Raw genomic sequence first — 20431 nt, 5'->3', positions numbered from 1 at the left:
CTCACACCCATTCGACCTCACCGACCTCGGGCTCTGCCCGACCGGCGGTGAGGTCGGCGTACATCGCCACGGCATCGGCCACCTCGGCGAGGGGAACCAGGACATCGAGTCCGACCTCACCGCCGTAGTCGGCCCGCGTCGTCCACCCCCGGTTCCCGGCCGCCCGCTCCAGGGCGTTGGCCTGGGCATAGTCGACGGCTGCTGACACCGGGACGCGCTCACGACGGGTGACAATCCGAGCCTCATCCACGGCCGCCGAGGTGGCCTGACCGTAAGCGCGGACGAGCCCGCCCGCGCCCAACAGGGTGCCCCCGAAATACCGGGTGACGACGGCGACGACGAAGGTCAGATCATGACCGGTGACCACATCGAGGATCGGAGCGCCCGCAGTGCCGGCCGGTTCCCCGTCATCGCTGAAGCGCTGAGTGCGCGAATCGGTGTCGAGGACGAACGCCGAACAATGGTGGCGGGCCTTCGGATGCTCGGCGCGCGCCTCGGCGATGACGGACCTGGCCTCGGCCTCACCCGCGGCGGGGGAGAGCCGGGCGAGGAAACGGGATCTCTTGATCTCGATCTCGGCCTCGACGGGGCTGACGATGGTCCGGTAAGACATGCTCGTCACTGTAGTCGAATGTGTTCTACGATGAGCCCACGGGCGCGGATTCCGCGCTCATCCCCAGTACTTCAGTGAAAGGGTGACAATGGTGCACCATCTCGACGACGCCGACCTCGCAGCGCTCAAGGACGAATCCGTCCGAGCCCGTGAACTCGACCGCGCGCACGTCTTCCACTCGTGGTCGGCACAGCGACTCATCGACCCGCCGACCGTCGCCCGCGCCCACGGGTCGACAGTCATCGACGGTGAGGGTCGGGAGTTCCTCGACTTCTCCTCGCAGCTGGTGAACACGAATATCGGGCACCAGCATCCGGCCGTCGTGCAGGCGATCAAGGACCAAGCCGATGTGCTGTGCACGATCAGCCCGGCCGCCGTCAACGCCGCCCGCTCCGAGGCGGCTCGCCTCATCACCGACCGCACCCCGGCCGGACTCGATCACGTGTTCTTCACCAACGGCGGCGCAGATGCGAACGAGCACGCCATCCGCATGGCACGTCTGCACACCGGGCGGCGCAAGGTCCTCTCCCGCTACCGGTCCTACCACGGTGGAACCCAGACTGCCGTCAACGTCACCGGTGACCCGCGCCGGTGGGAGAACGAGACCGGAGAATCGGGCGTCGTTCACTTCTTCGGACCCTTCCTCTACCGTTCGGAGTTCCACGCCACCACTGAGGCCGAAGAGACCGAACGAGCGCTGCAGCACCTGCGTCGGACCATCGAACTGGAAGGACCGGCGACGATCGCCGCGATCATCCTCGAATCCATTCCCGGCACCGCCGGCATCATGGTGCCCAGTCCGGAGTACATGCAGGGTGTGCGGGCGCTGTGCGACGCGCACGGGATCGTGCTCATCGCCGACGAGGTGATGGCCGGGTTCGGACGGTCGGGCAAGTGGTTCGCCTTCGAGCACTTCGACATCGTCCCCGATCTCATCACCTTCGCCAAGGGCGTGAACTCCGGGTACGTGCCTCTGGGCGGAGTCGTCATCAGCGAGGCGATCTTCGAGACCTTCGCCGAACGCGTCTACCCCGGCGGGCTGACCTACTCCGGGCATCCGCTGGCGTGCGCGGCGGCGGTCGCGACGATCAACGCGATGGCCGAGGAGCGCATGATCGAACACGCCGCTCATATCGGGGAGACGATCATCGGGCCCCGTCTGCGGCAGATCGCTGAGAATTCGAAGCATGTCGGCGAGGTCCGCGGCACCGGAGCGTTCTGGGCGATCGAACTCGTCCGGGACAAGGAGTCCAAGGAACCGCTGGCCCCCTACGGCGGCGGCTCACCCGAGGTCGCCTCGGTGGTGGCGGCGCTGAAGGAGCACGGTGTCATCCCGTTCAACAACTACCACCGGCTGCACATGGTCCCGCCGATCAACATCAGCGAAGAGGACCTCGAACGCGGCCTCGGAGTCTTCGAGAAGGTCCTCACCGACTTAGACTTCCCCCACTAATTACTACCTGACGGCGGCCTAGCAACCTCGCGCGAGGTTGCTAGGCCGCCGTCAGGTAGTAACTAGTGGGTTTGGTGGGTGTAGTTGCCGCCGAGGATTGTCGCGCGGACCGGGATTGCTGCGATCTCGTCCGCCGCGACGTTGCGCGGGTGGGTTTCCAGGGCGACGAAGTCGGCGAGCTTGCCTCGGCTCAGCGTTCCCTTGTCCGCGCCCTGGCCCGAGGCCTTCGCCGCCTCGACCGTGTAAGCCGCGATTGCCTCATCGACGCTCAAGCATTCGGCCGGCGAACCCATGACGTCCCCGTCGCGGGTCTCCCGGGTGACATAGGCTTCGATCCCGCGCAGCACATTCCCGTCGGCGCACGGCCGGTCCGAGCTGCCGGCCATCGGCACACCCGCATCGACGAACGACTTCGCCCGGTAGATCAGGTGCCGGCGGTCCGGCCCGAGCGAAGCGTTCATCCCGTCCCCGATGCCGTCGGCGAACGCCGCCTGCGGGGTGACGACGATACCGTGTTCGGCCAGCGTCGCCAGGTGCTCGTCATGGACCAATGCGGCATGCTCGATCCGGTTCGGCACCGCCCTGCGGCCATAGCGCGTCTGCGCCTCGACGATGTTGGCGATCGCAGCATCCACGGCGGCATCACCGATGGCGTGCACGGCCAACGACCAGCCGGAGGCATAGGTGTCGAGGATCTGCTGACGAAGCACCTCGGCGTCGTCCTGCAGATAGCCGGGGTGGTCCTTGCCCGCGTAGTTCTCCCGCAGCGCCGCGGTCTCGCCGGACAGGGCACCGTCCATGAAGAACTTCACAGGCCCGATCGAGATGAGATCATCGCCGAGGCCGGTGCGCAGTCCCGCATCCAGACCGATACCGAACCCGTCGGCGGAGTTCGCCGCGATCGGGTGCAGCCCGTCGGCCTGCGGCATGAGCTGCGCTCGCGCCCGCAGCTTCCCCTCCTCCCGAGCCCGCAGATAGCCGCTGATCTCAATGGGGGAGTGGCCGATCCAGCCGTAGGCGATACCGCATTCGCCGAAGGACGTGATGCCTTCCTTCGCGTAGTACGCCGTCGCCAGATCGAGGGCGTCGACGACGGTGTCGAGCGAATACGGGCGGATGAGATCCTGCACCAGAGTCTGCGCGGTCTCTTCGATCAGCCCCGTCGGATGTCCGGCCGCGTCACGCACGACCTTGCCGCCGACCGGCTCCTCGAAGCCGGGGTCCAGGATCCCCGCCCGACGCATCGCCTCGGTGTTGGCGATCGCGGCATGACCGGACGTCTGCCGCATGAACAGGGGGCGGTCCCCGGTGATCTCGTCAAGACGGTTCAGGTCCGGGTACTGCCCGTCGTAGTCACGGTGGGCATACCCCGTGGCTTCGATCCATTCCCCGGACGGAGTCGTCGCCGCGGCCTTCTCGAGTGCGGCATACACATCGGGCAGACCGCCGGGCAGCGCCGTGACATCGACCGAGGCCAGGGTGAGACCGAACCAGGTCGTGTGGCAGTGGACGTCGTTGAAGCCCGGCAGCACAGTCGCCCCGCCCAGGGACTCGACACGATCGGCATCGATGCCGTCGAGCTCCTCGTCGAAGCCGATGATCCGGTTGCCCCACACCCCGATCCTCTGCGCCCGCGGGCGCGTCGGATCAAGGGTGAATGCGTCGAGGTCGGTGAAGATCGCGTCGATTCTCATACCGCCACCTTAGTCAGATTCGTTCGCCATCCGCCCCACCGTTCACAACAGACCGTTCACGGCAGGCCGCTGCTGAGTTCACGGCAGGCGCGCCCCGCGAACGGCCGGATCCGTAATGCAGTGGACGAGCGAGAGCCCCTTGTGTGCCAGCGCCCGCTCGAACGCGTCCCGGAAGTCCTCGGTCCGTTCGACGCGGATACCGAGCCCGCCGAAGGCCGTGGCCATGGCTGCGAAGTCCGGATTCTGCAGTGCAGTGGCCGTGGCCCGGCCCGGATATTCGCGGTCCTGATGACCGCGGATCGTGCCGTAGACCGAATTGTCGTTGAGCACGACGGTGATGTCCGCGCCGTACTGGACGGCCGTGGCCATCTCCTGCCCGTTCATGAGGAAATCCCCGTCGCCGGCGATGCAGAACACCGCCCGTTCCGGATGGACGAGGGCGGCGGCGACCGCAGCCGGCAGACCGAATCCCATCGATCCGTTGCGCGGGCCCAGCGCCGAGGGGAACCCGTGCGTGGGCAGGAACCTGGTCGCCCAGCCGGAGAAGTTCCCCGCCCCGTAGGTGATGATTGCGTCGTCCGGAAGCAGGTCCTGCACATGGACGAATGCTTCGTCCATGTCGACGAATCCCGCCGAAGCGGCCGACCCCGAGTCCGCCACCTGCGGTTTCCGCCACGCCTCGAGCTCGGCCCGGGCCTCGGCGACCCAACCCGGCAGCGGCACGGCGTCCCCTGCCGCTTCGGACAGGGCATCGCCGAGCGGCGGTTCGTCGATCGAGCCGTCGGAGGACACCGAATACGTGCGGGTGCCCTCCTCGGTGAACAGGGACTGGGCGAACCGGCCGACCGAGGTGACGATGTGCTGGTCGAGGCGACCGAAGTGGCCGTGCGCATCGGCGTCGGGGCCGATGACGACGGTGCGCTGGTCGACGCCGTTGCTGAACCCGTCGGTGGCCACATCGGTACGGACACAGCCCAAGAAGATGTGCAGGTCCGCCTCGGCGAGGGTGCGCTTGGCCACGGGGGACGCACCGTAGCCCAAGATGCCGAGGAAGTTCGGACTGTCGTGGTCGATGCCGTCATAGGCGCGGAAGGTGCCGAGCACCCCGAGCCCGCGGTCGCGTGACCATTGGGCGATGCGCCGCGAGGTCGACGGCGACCAGTCCTCGCCGCCGATGATGAGCACGGGACGGTCGGCAGCGGTGATGCGGGCACGCAGCTCCGTGACGTCCCCGGCATACGGTGAGGCCGATCCGTGCACGCGAGGGGGCAGCACCGTGCCCGAACTCGGGCGGACGAGGACCTCTTCGGGCAGACCGACGATGACGGGACCGGGCCGCCCGGTCACGGCGGTGTGCATGGCGTCGACGACCACCTCGGCGGCCTTATCGGGATCATAGAGGGTGAGCACCTTCTTCGCGGTCGAAGAGAACCAGCCGTCCAGGTCGAACTCCTGGAAGGATTCGCGACCGCGATGATCGGTGGGGATGAGGCCGACGAAGACGACGAGCGGGGTCGCATCCTGGTAGGCGGTGTGGACTCCGACCTTGACGTTCGCCGCACCGGGACCACGCGTGACCATGGCGATGCCGGGAACCCCGGTCATCCGCCCCTCGGCGACGGCCATGTATGCGGCCCCGCCCTCCTGGCGGCAGACGATCGGGGTGATAGCCGAATCGCGGAGTCCGTCGATGACGTCGAGATACGACTCGCCGGGAACCAGATAAGTGCGAGTGACTCCGTGTGCTTCGAGTTCCTCGACGATGAGATGACCTGCAGAAAGAGACGCGGAGGTGTCCATACCCCATGCTTATCATCATTTCTCCTCCTGTGGTTGTCTCAACTGCCCACCACCCTGCCCATTCGAAACTGTGAGGTCGTATGATCGTGCAACAACGGAATCAGTACGGTCCGCCGACTGAGCCCGTGAGCAGGAATTCCACACCGGACCGGGGTGGGGACTGAGACTGACAGCCAGGAGGCTCTCGCATGACCGGAATCGACTCCGACCAGGCAACGGCGCAGGAGTTTGAGCCCACCGACCTCGGCGGCGGCCGCAGGCACGGTCGCGTCGGAGCCCCCTCGACGCCGCGCCGGGCGCAGCTCGAACGGGATCCGGGAATGCCGGCGAGTACGTGGCGGCTGCGTTCGGACGCGTGGGAGTACCTGAAGTTCGCGATCAAACGCCTGGCCGTCAGCGGCGGGGACTTCTCGATGATCGCCGAAGACGGCGAGGTGTGGCGCTCGCTGCGTTCGCTGAAGACGATCGAGCTCTACTGGGCAGGTTTCGGTCAGCGCTATGTCGAGGAGATCACCGACCTGCTCTCGAACGGCGAATTCGACCGCGCGCACGACATGATCACACGTGCGGTCAATCGGCTCCGGGGAACCACCGTGCCCGACACCGGTGAAGACGACCTCACCGAGGATGAGCGCGCCGAACTCAAGGACCGCCAGGACACCCGTCCTCGCTTCGAGGTCCTCATCGTCGACGAGACCACCGAGGGCGGCCGCGATGAGCTGCACACCGACCTGCTCAAACTCCGCAACGCCTCCGACCAATTTATCTACGACTACGTCATCGTGCCCACCGCCGACGATGCGGTGGCGGCGGCCCTGACGAACCCGAACCTGCTCGCCTGCGTCATCCGCCCCGGTTTCACCGACAGCACCCGCGAGGTGCTCAGCCGTGACCTGCGCGATTCCATCGAGTTCGCGCACACCTCGACGAAGGAGTCGCCGACGGCGCCGATGAGTCCGCTCAATTCGGTGCGCCGGGTGCTGCGGCTGGCCGACACCCTGGCGAATCTGCGCCCCGAACTTGACCTCTACCTCATGGCAGGCGCCCATATCGAAAGCCTCGCCGGTGCCCTGACCCACCGGTTCCGTCGCGTCTTCCGCCGCGAGGACCAGTTCGAACTCCACCTGTCCCTGCTGCGCCGCATCCAGCACCTCTACGACACACCGTTCTTCGACGCGATCCGTGAGCATGCCCGCCGTCCGGCCGGTGTCTTCCATGCGCTGCCCGTCTCCCGCGGCGGCTCCGTCGTCGGGTCGAAGTGGATCGGCGATTTCGTCGACTTCTACGGGCTCAACCTGCTGCTGGCCGAATCCAGTGCCACCTCCGGTGAGCTCGATTCCCTGCTCGCGCCGGTGCACACGTTGAAGAAGGCGCAGTCGCTGGCCGCCCGCGCGTACGGCGCCAAGCGCACGTACTTCGTCACGAACGGCACGTCGACGGCGAACAAGATCGTCCACCAGGCAGTCGTCTCACCCGACGAGGTCGTCATGGTCGACCGCAACTGCCACAAGTCCCACCACCATGCGCTCATGCTCACCGGAGCTCGCACCGCCTACCTCGAGGCATACCCGCTCAACGACGTCGCCTTCTACGGGGCGGTGCCGCTGAACAGGATCAAGCAGCTGCTGCTCGACTACCGGGCCGCCGGCCGCCTCGACGAGGTGCGGATGATCACCCTGACCAACTGCACCTTCGACGGAATCGTCTACGACCCCTACAAGGTCATGTCAGAATGCCTGGCGATCAAACCCGACCTCGTCTTCCTCTGGGACGAAGCGTGGTTCGCCTTCGCCCGGTTCCACCCGGTCACCCGCAAGCGCACCGCCATGGTCGCCGCGGAGACCCTCGAGGAGAACCTCGCCACCAACGCCCACGCCGCGGCGTACCGGGAGCAGCAGAAGCGCCTGTTCGATCCCGAGACCGGTGCCCCCGCCCCCGATTCGGTGTGGCTGGAGGAGGACCTGCTGCCCCCGCCGGATGCGACGATCCGCGTGTACGCGACCCAGTCGACGCATAAGACGCTGACCGCGCTGCGCCAGGGATCGATGATCCACGTCTACGATCAGGAGTTCTCCACCGGCGCCGAGGAGGCCTTCCACGAGGCGTACATGACCCACACCTCGACGTCGCCGAACTACCAGATCCTCGCCTCCCTCGACCTCGGCCGCAGGCAGGTGGAGATGGAGGGCTTCGCGCTCGTGCAGAAGCAGCTCGACCTGGCGATGAGCCTGTCCTCGGCGATCGCGCGTCACCCGCTGCTGAAGAAGACGTTCAAGGTGCTCACAGCCGCCGATCTCATCCCCGAGGAGTACCGGGTCACCGAACGGACGATGCCGCTGCGCGATGGACTGTCGACGATGTGGGACGCCTGGGTCCGCGACGAATTCGTCGTCGATCCCAGCCGCATCACCGTCGAGATCTCGGGCACGGGAGTCGACGGGGACACGTTCAAGCATGAACACCTCATGGACCGATACGGCATCCAGGTGAATAAGACGAGCCGGAACACGGTGCTGTTCATGACGAACATCGGCACCTCACGCTCGGCCGTCGCCTACCTCATCGAGGTGCTGGTCAAACTGGCGGGGAAGTTCAACGACCCGCACGAACTCCAGGAACAGGATGCGCTGACTGAACCCGCCGCGGTGATGCCTCCGCTGCCGGACTTCTCGGCCTTCGCCCCCGACTACGCCGCCGAGGTGCCCGCCGAGGATCCGTCGAAGCAGCTGCCCGACGGCGACCTGCGCACTGCCTACTATGCGGGTCTGCGTCGCCAGAACATCGAGCACGTGCTGCCGCATGAGCTGCGACGCCGCGTCGAGAACGGGGAACAGCCGGTCTCAGCCGGATTCGTCACCCCGTACCCGCCCGGATTCCCGGTGCTCGTGCCCGGACAGGTCATCACCGCCGAGGTGCTCGACTTCATGTCCGCGCTCGACACCCGAGAGATCCACGGCTACGACTCCCGCCAGGGCTACCGCGTCATCCTCAAAGAGGTCCTGGAGAACTGAGCGAGATCGACCGTGCAGACCAACCGGCTCATCCAGACCGTCGAAGCCCACACCGAGGGGCTGCCCGTCCGCGTCGTCACCGGGGGAGTGGGACCACTCCCCGGTGAGTCCGTGGCCGAACGCCGGGAGTGGTTCATCGAGAACTCCGACGATCTGCGGACCTTCCTCATGTGCGAACCCCGCGGCCACGGGTGGCTCTCGGGAGCGATCCTGCAGCCGCCGACTCGGGCCGACGCGGACTGGGGAGTGCTCTTCATCGAGGTCACCGGCGTGCTCCCGATGTGCGGCGCCGGCACGATCGCAGTGGCGACCATCCTCGTCGAGACGGGAATGGTGCCCGTCGTCGAACCCGTCACGACCGTGCGTCTCGACGCCCCGATCGGGCTCATCACCGCCGAGGTGGTCGTCCGGGACGGTCGCGCCGAGTCGGTGACCATCGTCAACGTTCCCTCGTATGCGCATGTCCTCGACCAGACCGTCGAGGTGCCCGGGCGAGGGACGATCGCCTGCGACATCGGCTTCGGCGGGAACTTCTACGCCTTCGTCTCCGCCGCCGACGTCGACATCCCGTTCGAGCGCGACCGGGCTGAGGACTTCATCTCCGCTGGTCGCGAGATCATGGCTGCGGTCAACGAACAGCTCGACCCCGTGCATCCGGTGACCGGATTCCGCGGCTGCGAGCACGTCGTGTTCCTGACGCCGCCGACGGAGCCCGGACCAGATGGAGAAGTGCCGGATGCCCGCCATGTGCTCATCAATCACCCCGGCTGGCTCGATCGGTCGCCCGGCGGCACAGGCACGAGCGCGCTCATGGCCGTCCGGCATGCCCGTGGGCAGTTGGGCCTGAACACGGATTTCGTCAATCAGTGCTTCATCGGCACCTCGTTCACCGGACGGCTGATCGAGGAGACGAGAGTCGGCGAACATGTGGCTGTGGTGCCGACGATCACCGGCAGCGCCTGGCTGACCGCGACCTCGCAGTTCATGCTCGACCCCAGCGACCCGTTCCCCGCCGGCTTCACGCTCTGAGCCTGCGGCCCGCGCCTAGCCCAGCTGGCCGGGGTGGAGGACGCGGGAGAGGAAGTCCTTCGTCCGCTGCTCCTGCGGATTGCCGATGACGTCCTTGGCCGGTCCAGCCTCCACGACGACTCCGCCGTCCATGAAGACCACGCGGTCAGCGACCTGCCGGGCGAACTCCATCTCGTGGGTGACGACGACCATCGTCATTCCCGCCTCGGCGAGGTTGCGCATGACCTGGAGGACGTCACCGACGGTCTCCGGGTCCAGCGCCGAAGTCGGCTCGTCGAAGAGCATGACGTCGGGGTCCATGCTCAGTGCACGGGCGATCGCCACACGCTGCTGCTGACCGCCGGAGAGCGAACCGGGTTTGGCCTCCATCTTCTCGGACAGCCCGACCTTCGCGAGGTTCGCCTCGGCGACCTTGTTGGCCTCGGCCTTCGATCGCCTGAGGACCTTCGTCTGCGCGATCGTGAGGTTCTCGCGCACGGTGAGGTGGGCGAAGAGGTTGAAGGACTGGAAGACCATGCCGATGCGGGTGCGGGCGGCATCGATGTCGAGATCGAGGTCGGTCATGTCCATGCCGTCGACGACGATCGAGCCGCCGGTTGGAGTCTCGAGCGTGTTGATGCATCGGAGCATCGTCGACTTGCCTGAGCCCGAGGGGCCGATGACGCAGACGACCTCACCTTTGACGACGTCGAGGTTGATGTCGGTGAGGACCTGGTTCGTGCCGAAGCTCTTCTGGAGGTTGCGGATCGCGATGATCGGCGTCTTTGTCGACGCGTGCGAGGTGGTGGTCATCATTTCACTCCTGAATCGGCGGAACCGTATTTGCGCTCGAGCACCCGCGACAGATACGACAGCGGGATCGTGATGATGAGGTAGCACAGCGCGATGACGATGAACGGGGTGAGGTTCGCGGTGTTGACGATCTCGGCGCGGCCGAGTGCCGCGAGCTCACGGCCGTCGACCGAGGAGCCGAGGATGTAGGCCAGGGACGAGTCCTTCGCGAGCAGGATGAGCTCGTTCGTCAGCGGCGGGAGGATGATGCGCATCGCCTGCGGCAGGACGATCGTGAACATCGCACGTGACGAGGACATGCCGAGTGACCGGGCGGCTTCGATCTGACCTTTCGGCACCGCTTGGATGCCGGCGCGGATCGTCTCGGCCATATACGCCGAGGAGACGAGGCCGAGGGCGATCATGATGATGATGAGCTGCGGCAGATTGAAACCGGGAAAGGCCACAGGCATGCCGAATCCCAAAACGAGGAAGACCACGAGGGCCGGCAGTCCGCGGAAGAACTCGATGTAGACCGTCGCCAGCCAGCGATAGACACCAACGGAGGACAGGCGCATGAGCGCGACGAACAACGCGATGACAAGGCCGAGAGCGAAGCCGAGGAACGTGTAGACCACGGTGTTCTTCAACGCCATCGTGATGACGTCAGGGAACATGCCCGTGGCGATGTCGATGCGGCCGAAGGAATCGATGAGCGTCGGCCAGTCGGCGAAGACCGCGACGAGGACCGCGATGACGACGAGGATGGCGTATTGGATGCCACGGGAGAGCTTCGCCTTCTGGCGTTTGCTCATCTTGGCCTTCGGAGTGGCGGTGGCGGCCGGGACGGCAGGGCCGGTCTGGCGGCCGTCCTCGCTCGCTGTGGGAACTGACATGGTTGTCCTTCGAAAAGCTGTGGCGGGGGTGTCCGCCGGGGTGCGTGCCGTGAGTGTCGGTTGGGACTCAGGCAGGTTGGTCGAACTCAGCCGAACGGGCGGCCCGCTGCAATGACAGATCGCAGCCGGCCGCCCATTCGCAAGTGGTCACTTCGGTGCGTCGCCGAACCACTTCTTGTAGATCTTGTCGTACTCGCCGTTGCCCTTGATCTCTTTGATCGTGTCGTCCACGGCCTTCTTCATCTCGGTGTTGCCCTTCTTCATCGAGATGCCGTAGTGCTCGTCGGTCTTGATGTCGAAGCCGACCGCGAAGCCCTTGTTCTCGGTGTTGTAGTTGTAGAGCACCCCATTGTCATTGATCACGGCGTCGACCTGACCGGTCTTGAGCGCTTCAAGTGAGAGCGGCAGATCTTCGTAGGTGATGACCTCGGAGTCCTTGAAGTGCTCGGTCGCGTAGTCGAGTCCCGTGGTTCCGGCCTGAGCTGCGATCTTGAAACCCTTGAGCGCCTTTTCGTCTTTCGCAGTCTTGTCGGCCTTCGTCAGGATCGCCTGATTCGCATCGAAGTACGGCTCGGAGAAGTCCGTGGCCTCTTCGCGTTCAGGAGTGATCGTCGTTGCCGCTGCCGCGACATCGCACTTGCTTTGGTTGAACTCCGCGCCCGAAGTGATCGTCTCGAACGAGGTGTTGATGATCTCCTGCTCGACGCCGAGCTTCTTCGCCACGGCATCGACGATGTCGACGTCGAAGCCGACGACCTCGCCGTCCTTCTCGAACTGGAACGGCTGGTAGGACAGATGGGTGCAGGTGGTCAGTTTGCCTTCCTTGACCAGGGGGACTCCGCCTTCGGCGGTCGCTGCAGGTTCGGAATCGCCTCCGCCGCCGCATGCGGACAGGGCGAGCATGGCGCTGGCTGCCACAATGGCCAGGCTCGAGCGTCGTTTCATGGTTCCTCCAGGGGATCGGTGACGGTCTCGTCACGCAAACGGATTGCCCGGACATCCGTGTCTGGGCAATGTCTGAGAGGAATCCTACCGTGAACTGGGTCACACCTATGACGCTTTGATGATCGCCGAGGCGGTTGTGACGAAATCGTAGTCTTGCCGCCTTCGCGATTGGCTGACCTGCGATGCCGGTGAGTTGTGGTCACAGAGCCGAGGCCCGACCGCCGAAAACGGCGATCGGGCCTCGGATGAGTGACCAGGTTCGGACGGAGGCTCAGCTCAGCTGATCCTCCATGTCGAGGTCAGAGGTGTCCTTGGCCAGCCACAGGGCGATGATCGTGACGATGGCCGCGGCGATGATGTAGAGACCGCAGTAGAAGATCGACCCTCCTTCGGCCTGCCACAGAGCGACCATGGCGAACGGTGCCGGACCTGCACCGATGACGCTGGACATGTTGTAGGAGATCGCCGATCCGGTGTAGCGGACGTTGGCGGGGAAGAGCTCCGGCAAGTACGCGGCCATCGGGCCGAAGGTCAGTCCCATGAGGATGAAGCCGACGATGAGCCCGACGATGACTCCTGCAGTGCCGGCGTTGAACAGCACGTTGACGACGAGTCCGTAGGCGGCGATGAGCACGGTCACACCCAGCAGCATCTTCCGGCGTCCCAGCTTCTCTGCCAGGGGGCCGGAGACGACGGTGAAGATGCCGAAGAAGACGACTCCGATGATGAGGTAGGTGAGGAATTCGTTCTTCGTGTAACCCAGCCCCGCGACGAAGCCTGCGGGATCGAAGGACTTCCCGGCCGCCTCGGCGGCGGTTTGGGCCTGCTCCGGGGTGGCCGGGGACGTGCCGTAGGTGAGGGTGAACGCGGTCATGAAGTAGAAGATCACGTAGGTCGCGAGCATGATGAACGTGCCCAGGATGAGCGGCTTCCAGCTCGTGGCGAAGACCCGCCCAAGCGGGGCTTTCGAGATCTGCTGCTTCTGAGCGACGAGCTGGAACGCCGGGGTCTCCATGAGCGACATGCGGACATAGAGGCCGACGGCGACGAGCAGGGCCGATAGCAGGAACGGAATGCGCCAGCCCCAGGCGAGGAACGCCTCGGGGGAGGTCCAGGTGCCGAGGGCGACGAAGAGCAGGTTCGCGATGATGAAGCCGACGGGCGCGCCGAGCTGTGGGAAAGTGCCCCAGATGGCGCGCTTGCCCTTCGGAGCATTCTCGGTGGCCAGCAGTGCCGCGCCCGACCATTCGCCGCCGAGGCCGACGCCCTGGCAGAAGCGCAGGAGGACGAGGAACAGCGGGGCGAGGACGACCCAGCCCGGGGTGCTGGCGGTCGGCAGCAGGCCGATGAGGAAGGTGCCGATGCCCATGATGAGCAGGGAGGCGATGAGCGTCTTCTTCCGGCCGATGCGGTCACCGAAGTGGCCGAAGATGATCGAGCCGAGGGGGCGGGCGACGAAGGCGACGCCGAAGATCGCGAACGAGCTCAGCAGCTGAGTCGTCGATGTCTGATTGGGGAAGAAGAGGGCCGGGAAGACCAGCGAGGAGGCCGTGGCGTAGGCGTAGAAATCGAAGAATTCGATCGTGGTGCCGACCATCGAGGCGGTCAGGACCTTGCCGCGGGTGTTGTTCTTCCGAGTCGCTGCGATTGCGTCGTCGTCGACTCCGGGTGCCGAGGAGGGATTCTCCGGCTGTGTTTCGGTGGACATGGTGGTGGTGCTCCGCTGTTTCGTGAGTGCAGGCACGGGCGGGTGGTCCGTGCCAATGGAAAAGGCCGTCGGCGCTGTGTCTGGCACAGCGTCGACGGCGACGAACCGACATTACGCTCGTCTCACAAAACGTGATTTCCGAGTCTCACTAACTGGGATTACTTGGTGGTCGAAGTGTTCTGGACAACTCGGACGGGCGGTCAGTCCGCGGTGGTGACCTCGGTGATCGTCACCTTCTCCTTGGGTGCGCCGTCGCCGGCACCGGAGTCCGTGCCCTTGGCAGCGAGATCCGCGACGGTCTTCGTGCTCTTCTCATCCAGCTGTCCGAACACGGTGTAGTCGGGCGGCAGCGAGCTGTCGTCGTAGACGACGAAGAACTGGGAGCCGTTCGTATCCGGGCCGGAGTTCGCCATGGCCAGAGTGCCGGCCGGGTAGGTCTCGGAGCCGTCGAGCTCATCGGCGAACGAGTAGCCTGGGCCGCCGGAGCCGGTGCCTGTGGGGTCGCCGCATTGGAGGACGAAGATGCCCTCGGTGGTCAGGCGGTGGCATTCGGTGTCGTCGAAGTACTTCTGCGCGGCCAGCGACAGGAAGCTGTTGACGGTGCACGGGGCGCGGTCGGCATCAAGAGTCACCGCGAGGTCCCCGGCGCTCGTCGCGACGGTTGCGTCGACGCTGCCTTTTGCCTGCGGCTTCTCTTCAGGAGCGTCGACTTCCTTCGCGCCCGGCTGCGAGTCAGCAGGGTAGGAGCAGGTTCCCGCAGAGGCCGAGGAGTCCGAGCTTCCGGAGGACTCGCCGGAGTCCCCTTCGGAATCAGACGATCCGCATCCGCTCAGCAGCAGAAGGGCGAGGACGGCGAAAGCAGCGAGGGTCAGCAGCAGAGCTGGTTTCGGGCGACGGGTCAGGGCATGAGAGCGACTGGGCGCAGGGTGATCCATGCGTTCATCGTATCGGCACTTTCACCGAGAAACGGGCTGAGCGTCGAGACACGGGCGTGCACACCCGTTTCTCGACACGCAGCCCGTTTCTCGGCGGAACTCAGGTCTCGACGGAGGTGCGGGTGCTCGGGTCGGGTGAGCCGCCTCGGCGAAGGAAGATCGCAACGGAGATGACGATGAGCCCGGACACGCACAGGCCCACACCCACCCACGCCGGTGCACGGTAGCCGAGGCCGGCGGTGATGACGATTCCGCCGAGCCACGCGCCGAGCGCATTGGCGAGGTTGAAGGCGGCATGGTTCATGGCCGCGGACAGGCTCGGGGCGTCATGGGATTCGCGGAACAGACGCATCTGCAGGGCCGTGGTGATCATCGACCCGGAGATGCCGATGAGGAAGAGTGCGATGATGGCGATGGCCGCGATGTGGGTGAAGGCGCCGAACGCGGCGAGCACGAGAGCCGAGAGGATCATGCCGCCGGTCGCCGAGCGCTCGATGGACTTGTCGACCAGGGGTCCGGCAATCAGCGATCCGGCGGTCATGCCCAGGCCGTAGACGGCGAGCACCCAGGGGATCGCGACGCTGGGGACGCCGGCAACGTCGGTCATCGTCGGGGTGATGTAGGTGTAGACGGCGAACATTCCGCCGAAACCCACGGAGCCGGCAACGAGGGTGAGGATGATCTGCACGCGTCCGAGCGCCTTGATCTCACCGCGGGCCGAGGGCACCGCGCCGAGCTTCACGCGCGGAACGCCGACTGCGACCATGATGACGGTGAGCACTCCGAGCGCGGCGACGAGGGCGTAGGCGCTGCGCCATCCGAACATATTGCCGAGTGCCGCGGCGAAGGGCACGCCGAAGATGTTCGCGATCGTCAGGCCGAGCATCACTCGTGACATGGCTCGGCCGCGGCGGTTGGCCGGGACGAGGGAGGCGGCGACGACGGCTCCGATGCCCAGGTAGGCTCCGTGCGGCAGTCCGGAGACGAAGCGTGCGATGTTGAACAGCCCGGCTGTCGGGGCGAGCATCGAGGCGAGGTTGCCCAGAGCGAAGAGACCCATCATGCACAGGAGCAGCAGCTTGCGATCCATATGCGCGGCGATGGTCGTGATCAGGGGTGCGCCGACGACGACGCCGATCGCATAGAACGACACCGCATGCCCGGCCTGGGGGACCGTGATGCCCAGCTCCTCGGCGATCATCGGCAACAGGCCCATAGTCGCGAATTCGGTCACCCCGATGGCGAAGGCGCCGATCGCCAAGGCGAAGACAGCGAACTTGTAGACTCCGCGGGAGACCGGGGCATCACTCATGGGGCTCCTTCAAGGAAACGCGGGATCGGGGAGGCAACCGCACCAGCCTATTGCCCACAGCGGTTCCTCGGAACCCCTCAGGTACCCAATGTGACGATTCGAACAGCCTCAGTCGACGTTCGCTTCCTCGGCGTCGTATTCGGCCAGAGCCTGCGAGGCGACGGAGAAGGCGGTGTTCGCGCTCGGCACGGAGCAGTAGATGGCCGACTGGAGGAGGACCTCCTTGATCTCATCGCGGGTGAGCCCGTTGCGCAGCGCAGCCTTGACGTGCATCGCCAGCTCCGCCTCGTGGCCACCTGCGATCATCGCAGTGAGCGTGATCGCCGAGCGCATCCGCCGCTCGAGGCCCGGCCGGGTCCAGATCTCACCCCAGGCGTAGCGGGTGATGAGGTCCTGGAAGTCGCTCGTGAAATCGTCGACCTTCGCATTCGCGCGGTCGACATGGGCATCGGAGAGCACCTGCCGTCGCACGGCCATTCCCGCCTCGCGCACGTCGTCGCGGCTGGCCTCCCGCGGCCCCGAGGCTGTCGGCAGCTCGGGACCGGCATCGGTGGAAGCGGCTCCGCCGGCCCCTGCGCCGAGTCCCTTGCCCTGCAGAAAGTCAGCGAGCAAGCCCGCGGTCACGACCGGAGCCTCGGCCGGCACGAGATGAGCGGCGCCGTCGATGACCTCGAACAGCGCCCCGGGAACTCCGTTTGCGATCTCGGCGAGCTTCGTCGCCGGAGTCGGCTGATCCTGTGAACCCGCGACTGCGAGCAGGGGACGCGTGATCTCGGGCAGTCGCGCGCGGACATCGAAGTCGGCCAGTGCATAACAGAGGGAAGCATAGGAGAAGCGGTCGGCGTCCTGCAGCGAATGAAGAAGCGCAGCCGAGGCCTCCGGTTCCCGGTCCATGAACCCTTCCCCGAACCAGCGCTGTGCCGAACCGATGACCTGAGTCGGGGTGCCCGAGGTCGCCACCGTCTGGGCGCGTTCCTCCCAGGCCGAAGCCTCACCGATCTTCGCGCCCGTGCAGAAGACGGCGATGCGGCCGAAGCGGTCGCCGTGATCGAGCGCCAGCTGCAGGGCCGTTGCTCCGCCGATCGAATCGCCGGCAAGGTCGACGGGAGCGCCAGGGGCGGCCACATCGGGAAGGACCCGATCAAGGGTGCCCAGGACCGCCTCGGCGAGGTCGGACATCGTGACTCGCGGGGCCACCGACGTCCCCGCGGGGACGTCGATCGGAACCGAACGACCGTGACCGGGCAGGTCGATGCCGATGACCGTCGTCTCCGGACTGAGCGCGGTCAATTCGGTGGCGGCCTGCTGCCACAGAGCTGCTACGGAGGTACCCAGCGAAGGCAGGACGACGAGCACTCGGGCATCGGTGGCGGGGGAGGCGGGTGCGGCAAGGACGGATGCGGTGAGGTCCATGGATGTCACTTTCTTCGGTCGGCTCTTAAGTCGGAATACGGGTCTCAGTCGAAGGACGGCAGGTCGATCTCCTGCGGTCCGGAACTGTCGATGGTCGCCAGGATGGTGCGGCGAATGTCCTCTGCTTCACCGAGGTAGGACTCGGGGGTGAAGAATTCCTCGATTCCATCCTCGTCGCCGATCTCGGCGCGAAGTTCTGCGACAGGGTCGGATCCGGGGGCGATGATGGCTGCGCGGGTGTCTTTGTCGATCCGGTCGCCGAAGACGATGCCGAGCTTCTCCCCATAGATCCCGGGGGAGGCAGCGTCGAGGTTCGCGCGCATGGCTTCGGCGTTGACGCGCAGGCCCGCGATCATCTCGTCGAGGATGATGAGCGAGGAGATCGCCAGGGTCATGAGCTCGGACAGGGCCGGCCATTCGGCATGCCAGGCACCGTCGGAGCGTTCTTCGATGGCTTCGGCGGCGGCCGTGGTCAGGGTGGACAGTGATCCGGGGACGCGCATTCCGTTGCGGTGGAGCAGCACCGCCGAGGTGGGGTTCGACTTGTGCGGCATCGTCGAGGATCCGCCGGTGGAGGCCAGGGACAGCTCACCGATCTCGGGGCGCACGCCGATGAGGACATCGCGGGCGATGGAGGCCCCGACGGTGACGCATTGGGCGAGGTGGGAGCCCCAAGACAGGATGCGAACGCGATCGGTGTGCCAAGGGACGGGGATCTGGGTGAGTGCCGCGTCGGGACCGAACATCTGCACGTGGAATTCGCGGAGCAGGGATTCGGTGGAGTCGCCGGCGAACCAACGGATCGCGGCACGGGTGCCAGCGGCCCCGCCGACCTGCACATAGTCGACGTAGGGTGCCTGGCCTTGGACTTCATTGACCTCGGCGGCCCAGGCGGCGGTCTTGAGGCCGAAGGTCGTCGGCAGGGCCGGTTGGGTGAGGGTGCGGGCCAGGCACAAGGTCTTCGCGTGGGCGTCGGAGAGTTCGACGAGGGAGGCACCGATGACTTCGAGCCTGGCCTGCATCTGCCGCACGACGCGGGAGACGAGCAGGCCGATCGCCGTGTCGATGACGTCTTGGCTGGTCAGCCCCCGGTGCAGGCATCGTGAGGCTTCGGGGGAGAGTCGGGAGCGGACGCGGGCGAGAAACGGGATGAGCGGGTTGCCGCCGGATTCGGCGGCCTCACCCAGGGATTCGAGTTCGGTGTGATCGTCCGTGAGCGTGCGGATCGTGGCATCGATGGCGGCGGCCACCTCGGCGCGGATCTCCGACGACACCAGCCCCACCCGTTCCTGTGCGACGATCCATGCGGTCTCGACTTGGCCGATCGCGGTGATGAACGCGGCGTCGTCGATGGCTTCGGATCCGCGCAGATCGCCGGGGGCGAAGAGAAACCGGGTGTGGGCGGTGTCGGTCATGTCGCTTCAGTCCTCGTGGCTGGGGAATCGGAGGAAGGGAGTTTCCTCCTCACCCTGCAACCGTATGTCGAAGTGCAGCGATCCGTCAGCCCCTCGAGTGGCGATGAGGCGGGTGCGCTCGTCTTCGTCGAGCGAGGACAGGAGCGGGTCGGCGGCCAGTGCCGCGGTGTCCTCAGGCAGATAGATGCGGGTGAACAGCCGGTTGAGCAGCCCTCGGGCGAAGATGACGACGCTGATGAAGGGTGCCTTGCCCGCTTCGGTGGGGCCGGGATCGACCGTGGAGAAGCTGAACTCGCCTTCCGGGTCGACGGCGGCGCGGCCGAAGCCGGTGAAGGTGAAGCCGTTGCGGCGCAGCGATCCCGTCTCGCGGGGGACAGCGCCGTGCTCATCGGGCTGCCAGATCTCAAGAATGGCATCGGGGACCGGGGCACAGGCCCCGTCGAAGACGGTTCCCGTCAGCTGCACGGCGCGAGCCGAGCCTGGCGGGACGAGCTCATTATCGTGCTCGAAGGGCAGCGCGTAGCCGTAGAACGGGCCGACGGTCTGGCCCGGGGTCGGCGTGAGATCAGGGGTCGTGGGGGTGTCAGTCATCGTCCTCTTCTTCCATCCAGGTCCGGTTGGCGCCGGTGAGCACGATGTCCCAGTTGTAGCCCATGAGGAATTCGTGTTCGGTGATGTTGTGGTCATAGGTCGCCACGAGGCGGTCGCGCGCTTTTTCGTCGGTGATCGACTGGTAGATCGGGTCGAGGGCGAAGAGCGGATCCCCGGGGAAGTACATCTGGGTGATCATCCGCTGTGTGAATTCGGATCCGAAGAGCGAGAAGTGGATGTGGGCCGGTCGCCAGGCGTTGTGGTGGTTCTTCCACGGGTAGGGGCCCGGTTTGATCGTCGTGAACGAGTAGGAGCCGTCGTCGCCGGTCAGGGTGCGGCCGACGCCGGTGAAGTTCGGGTCGATCGGGGCCGGGTGCTGGTCGCGCTTATGGATATAGCGTCCGGCCGAGTTCGCCTGCCAGATCTCGACGAGTTGGTTGCGCACGGGACGTCCTTCGCCGTCGAGGACCCGACCGGTGACGCGGATGCGCTCGCCGATGGGTTCGCCGTCGGCCTGGATGGTCAGATCCGATTCGAGGGTGCCGATGTCCCGATGTCCGAAGGCGGGGGAGAAGAGCTCGATCGTCTCGGGGTCGGTGTGGCGGGGATCCTTCGTCGGGTGGCGCAGGATCGATGACCGGTAGGGCCGGTAGTCCAGCCGCGGCTGGGTCTCGGGCTTCTGGCCGCCGGCGATGTCCTGCTTGTACTGCGCTTCGATGCTCTCGATCTCGGCGGACAGCGTCGCCTGGGACTCGGCTGCGTCGTCGGGGCCTTTCACAGTCTGAACATCGTTCTCCGAGGACTGGTGCTGACTCATCGTCGAACCTTTCTTCGTCTCTTCGTCG

At 66.0% G+C, this 20431-nt stretch carries 16 protein-coding genes and 1 pseudogene; 3 read left to right on the top strand and 14 right to left on the bottom strand.

What is annotated here, in order from left to right; all coding sequences use genetic code 11:
* Nucleotide 1: 1 nt before the first annotated feature.
* Nucleotides 2–613, bottom strand: coding sequence for a YigZ family protein (locus HIM68_RS18325; RefSeq protein WP_172175181.1), 612 nt, complete (start codon nucleotides 611–613; stop codon nucleotides 2–4).
* A gap of 88 nt (nucleotides 614–701) precedes the next feature.
* On the opposite strand from HIM68_RS18325, the gene HIM68_RS18320 reads away from it, so the two are divergent.
* Complete coding sequence (locus HIM68_RS18320) at nucleotides 702–2066, top strand: aspartate aminotransferase family protein (RefSeq protein WP_172175178.1); 1365 nt, start codon at nucleotides 702–704, stop codon at nucleotides 2064–2066.
* A gap of 62 nt (nucleotides 2067–2128) precedes the next feature.
* Here the strand turns inward: HIM68_RS18320 and HIM68_RS18315 are convergent, their stop codons facing one another.
* Nucleotides 2129–3760 carry an amidohydrolase gene (locus HIM68_RS18315; protein WP_172175175.1) on the bottom strand — a complete coding sequence of 544 codons (1632 nt, stop codon included), beginning with the start codon at nucleotides 3758–3760 and terminating at the stop codon, nucleotides 2129–2131.
* A 78-nt stretch (nucleotides 3761–3838) separates the two neighbouring features.
* On the bottom strand, nucleotides 3839–5560 hold the full coding sequence (locus tag HIM68_RS18310) for a thiamine pyrophosphate-dependent enzyme (protein WP_172175172.1): 1722 nt from the start codon (nucleotides 5558–5560) through the stop codon (nucleotides 3839–3841).
* A gap of 188 nt (nucleotides 5561–5748) precedes the next feature.
* Between HIM68_RS18310 and HIM68_RS18305 the strand changes: the two genes are divergently transcribed.
* Both HIM68_RS18305 and HIM68_RS18300 read left to right on the top strand, forming a co-directional pair.
* Nucleotides 5749–8571 (top strand): aminotransferase class I/II-fold pyridoxal phosphate-dependent enzyme, encoded by a 2823-nt coding sequence (locus tag HIM68_RS18305; RefSeq protein ID WP_172175169.1) that lies wholly within the window; start codon nucleotides 5749–5751, stop codon nucleotides 8569–8571.
* 12 nt (nucleotides 8572–8583) lie between these two features.
* Complete coding sequence (locus tag HIM68_RS18300; protein ID WP_172175166.1) at nucleotides 8584–9600, top strand: proline racemase family protein; 1017 nt, start codon at nucleotides 8584–8586, stop codon at nucleotides 9598–9600.
* A gap of 15 nt (nucleotides 9601–9615) precedes the next feature.
* Here HIM68_RS18300 and HIM68_RS18295 read toward each other — a convergent pair whose 3' ends face one another.
* The 11 genes and pseudogenes from HIM68_RS18295 to pcaH form a co-directional block, all read right to left on the bottom strand.
* Complete coding sequence (locus tag HIM68_RS18295; protein ID WP_301539230.1) at nucleotides 9616–10395, bottom strand: amino acid ABC transporter ATP-binding protein; 780 nt, start codon at nucleotides 10393–10395, stop codon at nucleotides 9616–9618.
* Nucleotides 10392–11186, bottom strand: coding sequence for an amino acid ABC transporter permease (locus HIM68_RS18290; RefSeq protein WP_172175370.1), 795 nt, complete (start codon nucleotides 11184–11186; stop codon nucleotides 10392–10394). The genes HIM68_RS18295 and HIM68_RS18290 overlap by 4 nt, the downstream gene beginning before the upstream one ends.
* A 228-nt stretch (nucleotides 11187–11414) precedes the next feature.
* Nucleotides 11415–12212, bottom strand: a complete 798-nt coding sequence (locus HIM68_RS18285; protein WP_172175163.1) for a transporter substrate-binding domain-containing protein — start codon at nucleotides 12210–12212, stop codon at nucleotides 11415–11417.
* 271 nt (nucleotides 12213–12483) lie between these two features.
* Nucleotides 12484–13920 (bottom strand): MFS transporter, encoded by a 1437-nt coding sequence (locus HIM68_RS18280; protein WP_216657264.1) that lies wholly within the window; start codon nucleotides 13918–13920, stop codon nucleotides 12484–12486.
* A 200-nt stretch (nucleotides 13921–14120) separates the two neighbouring features.
* A complete protein-coding gene (locus HIM68_RS18275; RefSeq protein ID WP_172175160.1) occupies nucleotides 14121–14855 on the bottom strand; it encodes a peptidylprolyl isomerase in 735 nt (244 codons plus the stop codon).
* 100 nt (nucleotides 14856–14955) lie between these two features.
* Nucleotides 14956–16167 (bottom strand): MFS transporter, encoded by a 1212-nt coding sequence (locus HIM68_RS18270; protein WP_101546367.1) that lies wholly within the window; start codon nucleotides 16165–16167, stop codon nucleotides 14956–14958.
* 108 nt (nucleotides 16168–16275) lie between these two features.
* The gene (gene pcaC, locus HIM68_RS19120; protein ID WP_253904074.1) at nucleotides 16276–16701 is read right to left on the bottom strand and encodes a 4-carboxymuconolactone decarboxylase; all 426 of its coding nucleotides are present in this window, start codon (nucleotides 16699–16701) and stop codon (nucleotides 16276–16278) included.
* A gap of 93 nt (nucleotides 16702–16794) precedes the next feature.
* Nucleotides 16795–17580: pseudogene (locus HIM68_RS19115) on the bottom strand (alpha/beta fold hydrolase); the annotation flags it as partial.
* A gap of 44 nt (nucleotides 17581–17624) precedes the next feature.
* Nucleotides 17625–18995, bottom strand: coding sequence for a lyase family protein (locus HIM68_RS18260; RefSeq protein WP_172175154.1), 1371 nt, complete (start codon nucleotides 18993–18995; stop codon nucleotides 17625–17627).
* A 6-nt stretch (nucleotides 18996–19001) separates the two neighbouring features.
* Nucleotides 19002–19586 carry a protocatechuate 3,4-dioxygenase subunit alpha gene (gene pcaG / locus HIM68_RS18255; protein WP_172175151.1) on the bottom strand — a complete coding sequence of 195 codons (585 nt, stop codon included), beginning with the start codon at nucleotides 19584–19586 and terminating at the stop codon, nucleotides 19002–19004.
* Nucleotides 19579–20403 carry a protocatechuate 3,4-dioxygenase subunit beta gene (gene pcaH, locus HIM68_RS18250; RefSeq protein ID WP_172175148.1) on the bottom strand — a complete coding sequence of 275 codons (825 nt, stop codon included), beginning with the start codon at nucleotides 20401–20403 and terminating at the stop codon, nucleotides 19579–19581. Before pcaH ends, pcaG begins: the two co-directional genes overlap by 8 nt.
* Nucleotides 20404–20431 lie beyond the last annotated feature (28 nt).

It is taken from the genome of Brevibacterium sp. CT2-23B (assembly GCF_013168765.1).
Lineage (GTDB): Bacteria > Actinomycetota > Actinomycetes > Actinomycetales > Brevibacteriaceae > Brevibacterium > Brevibacterium sediminis.
The sequence above is the reverse complement of the archived record's forward strand: the minus strand, read 5'-3'. Positions and strand labels throughout refer to the sequence as shown.

What these genes read in the sequence shown, in the direction of transcription:
- HIM68_RS18305 (WP_172175169.1), top strand. Translation starts at nt 5,749, where the DNA reads ATGACCGGAATCGACTCCGACCAGGCAACGGCGCAGGAGTTTGAGCCC.
- HIM68_RS18285 (WP_172175163.1), bottom strand. Translation starts at nt 12,212, where the DNA reads ATGAAACGACGCTCGAGCCTGGCCATTGTGGCAGCCAGCGCCATGCTC.
- HIM68_RS18260 (WP_172175154.1), bottom strand. Translation starts at nt 18,995, where the DNA reads ATGACCGACACCGCCCACACCCGGTTTCTCTTCGCCCCCGGCGATCTG.
- HIM68_RS18325 (WP_172175181.1), bottom strand. Translation starts at nt 613, where the DNA reads ATGTCTTACCGGACCATCGTCAGCCCCGTCGAGGCCGAGATCGAGATC.
- HIM68_RS18295 (WP_301539230.1), bottom strand. Translation starts at nt 10,395, where the DNA reads ATGATGACCACCACCTCGCACGCGTCGACAAAGACGCCGATCATCGCG.
- HIM68_RS18310 (WP_172175172.1), bottom strand. Translation starts at nt 5,560, where the DNA reads ATGGACACCTCCGCGTCTCTTTCTGCAGGTCATCTCATCGTCGAGGAA.
- pcaH (WP_172175148.1), bottom strand. Translation starts at nt 20,403, where the DNA reads ATGAGTCAGCACCAGTCCTCGGAGAACGATGTTCAGACTGTGAAAGGC.
- HIM68_RS18270 (WP_101546367.1), bottom strand. Translation starts at nt 16,167, where the DNA reads ATGAGTGATGCCCCGGTCTCCCGCGGAGTCTACAAGTTCGCTGTCTTC.
- pcaG (WP_172175151.1), bottom strand. Translation starts at nt 19,586, where the DNA reads ATGACTGACACCCCCACGACCCCTGATCTCACGCCGACCCCGGGCCAG.
- HIM68_RS18275 (WP_172175160.1), bottom strand. Translation starts at nt 14,855, where the DNA reads ATGGATCACCCTGCGCCCAGTCGCTCTCATGCCCTGACCCGTCGCCCG.
- HIM68_RS18280 (WP_216657264.1), bottom strand. Translation starts at nt 13,920, where the DNA reads ATGTCCACCGAAACACAGCCGGAGAATCCCTCCTCGGCACCCGGAGTC.
- HIM68_RS18320 (WP_172175178.1), top strand. Translation starts at nt 702, where the DNA reads ATGGTGCACCATCTCGACGACGCCGACCTCGCAGCGCTCAAGGACGAA.
- HIM68_RS18315 (WP_172175175.1), bottom strand. Translation starts at nt 3,760, where the DNA reads ATGAGAATCGACGCGATCTTCACCGACCTCGACGCATTCACCCTTGAT.
- HIM68_RS18290 (WP_172175370.1), bottom strand. Translation starts at nt 11,186, where the DNA reads ATGAGCAAACGCCAGAAGGCGAAGCTCTCCCGTGGCATCCAATACGCC.